General features: G+C 67.6%; 1 protein-coding gene. It reads right to left on the bottom strand.

Annotation, left to right across the window (positions count from 1 at the left end; genetic code table 11):
- Positions 1 to 128: 128 nt before the first annotated feature.
- Positions 129 to 725: sensor histidine kinase (locus ACP7AJ_RS21515; protein WP_426062295.1), on the bottom strand; the 597-nt coding region annotated here is incomplete at its 5' end.

Raw genomic sequence — 725 nt, 5'->3', positions numbered from 1 at the left:
GGTTTGGTCAAGTAGCTATTGGTCTTCAGCGGCTCGTTCAGGCCCCCTCACGGTGTTTCTGGTAGGGGGTAAAACCGCTTCTTATACATAGGTAGTCACTGGGTCGAATCGCTCTCCACTGCCCGCGCCTACGCCCGCCCGAGGTAGACGCGAAACGTGGCCCCCTCGCCCACGCGGCTGTCCACTTCGATGTGGCCGCCGTTGGCCTGCACCAGGCGGTTGACCAGGTAGAGGCCCACGCCGGTGCCCTCGGTGTGGGTGTGAAAGCGGCGGAACAACTGGAACGGGTCGGGCCCGTGGGCCGCGGCATTGAAGCCCAGTCCGTAGTCTTTCACCCACAGCACGGGCTGGCCGGCGTCGAGCCAGAGCGAGACGTGGACCCGGCCGGGGCGGGCCGGGTCGGCGTACTTGAAGGCGTTGCTGAGCAGGTTGAGCACAATGGTGCGCAGGCTGGCCCGCGGGTACAACACTACGGGCCGGGCCGCGAAGTCGACCGTGACGCGGGCGCGGGCTGCCCGCTGCTGGGGTTCGAGCACCTGCAGCACGTCGGCGACCAGCTCCTCCAGGTCCAGGGGCTCGGCGGGGTCCAGCGCGGCCTGCTGCATCAGCCCCAGGGCCGCCAGGTCGTCGAGGGTGGTGGTGAGCTGCTGCAGGTTTTGGTCTATTAAGGGCAGCAGCACGGTTTCTTCGGCCGGGTCGGTGAAGGTGATGCCCCGGCGCAGCTC

Source organism: Hymenobacter sp. B1770, assembly GCF_049896385.1.
In the GTDB taxonomy this organism is placed as follows: Bacteria; Bacteroidota; Bacteroidia; order Cytophagales; family Hymenobacteraceae; genus Hymenobacter.
Note: the sequence above shows the minus strand (reverse complement) of the source record. Positions and strands in the feature narration are given on the sequence as shown.